General features: G+C 71.6%; 1 pseudogene. It reads right to left on the reverse strand.

Annotation, left to right across the window (positions count from 1 at the left end):
* Nucleotides 1-395, reverse strand: a pseudogene (locus HUA74_RS45060) (serine/threonine protein kinase); the annotation flags it as partial.

Genomic DNA, 395 nt, shown 5'->3' on the forward strand with positions numbered 1-395 from the left:
CCGGGCGGCAGCTCCACCTTGCGTCCCTCGGCGGCCAGCTCCTCCGCGAAGAGGTACGTCATGAGCTGGCTCAGCATCGTGGGCGTGAAGCGCGGCGTGTCCCGGTAGAGCAGCTCCACCGCGGACTCGCTCAGGTCCTTCGCCGTCTGGTAGCGGGCCTCGCGGTCCACCGCCATGGCGTGCGCGACGATGGTCTCCAGGTCCTCGCCGATGCCCGGGTTGACGGCGGACGGGGGCAGGCAGTCGCCGGTGATGATGCGGGGCAGCACGGTGACGAACTCGCCCTCGAAGGGGCGCCGGCCGCAGAGCATCTCGTAGAGGACGACGCCCGCCGCGTACACGTCCGTGCGCGCGTCCAGGTCCTGCCGGCCCTGCGCCTGCTCCGGGGAGAAGTA

It is taken from the genome of Myxococcus sp. CA051A (genome assembly GCF_013336705.1).
Taxonomy (GTDB): domain Bacteria; phylum Myxococcota; class Myxococcia; order Myxococcales; family Myxococcaceae; genus Myxococcus; species Myxococcus llanfairpwllgwyngyllgogerychwyrndrobwllllantysiliogogogochensis.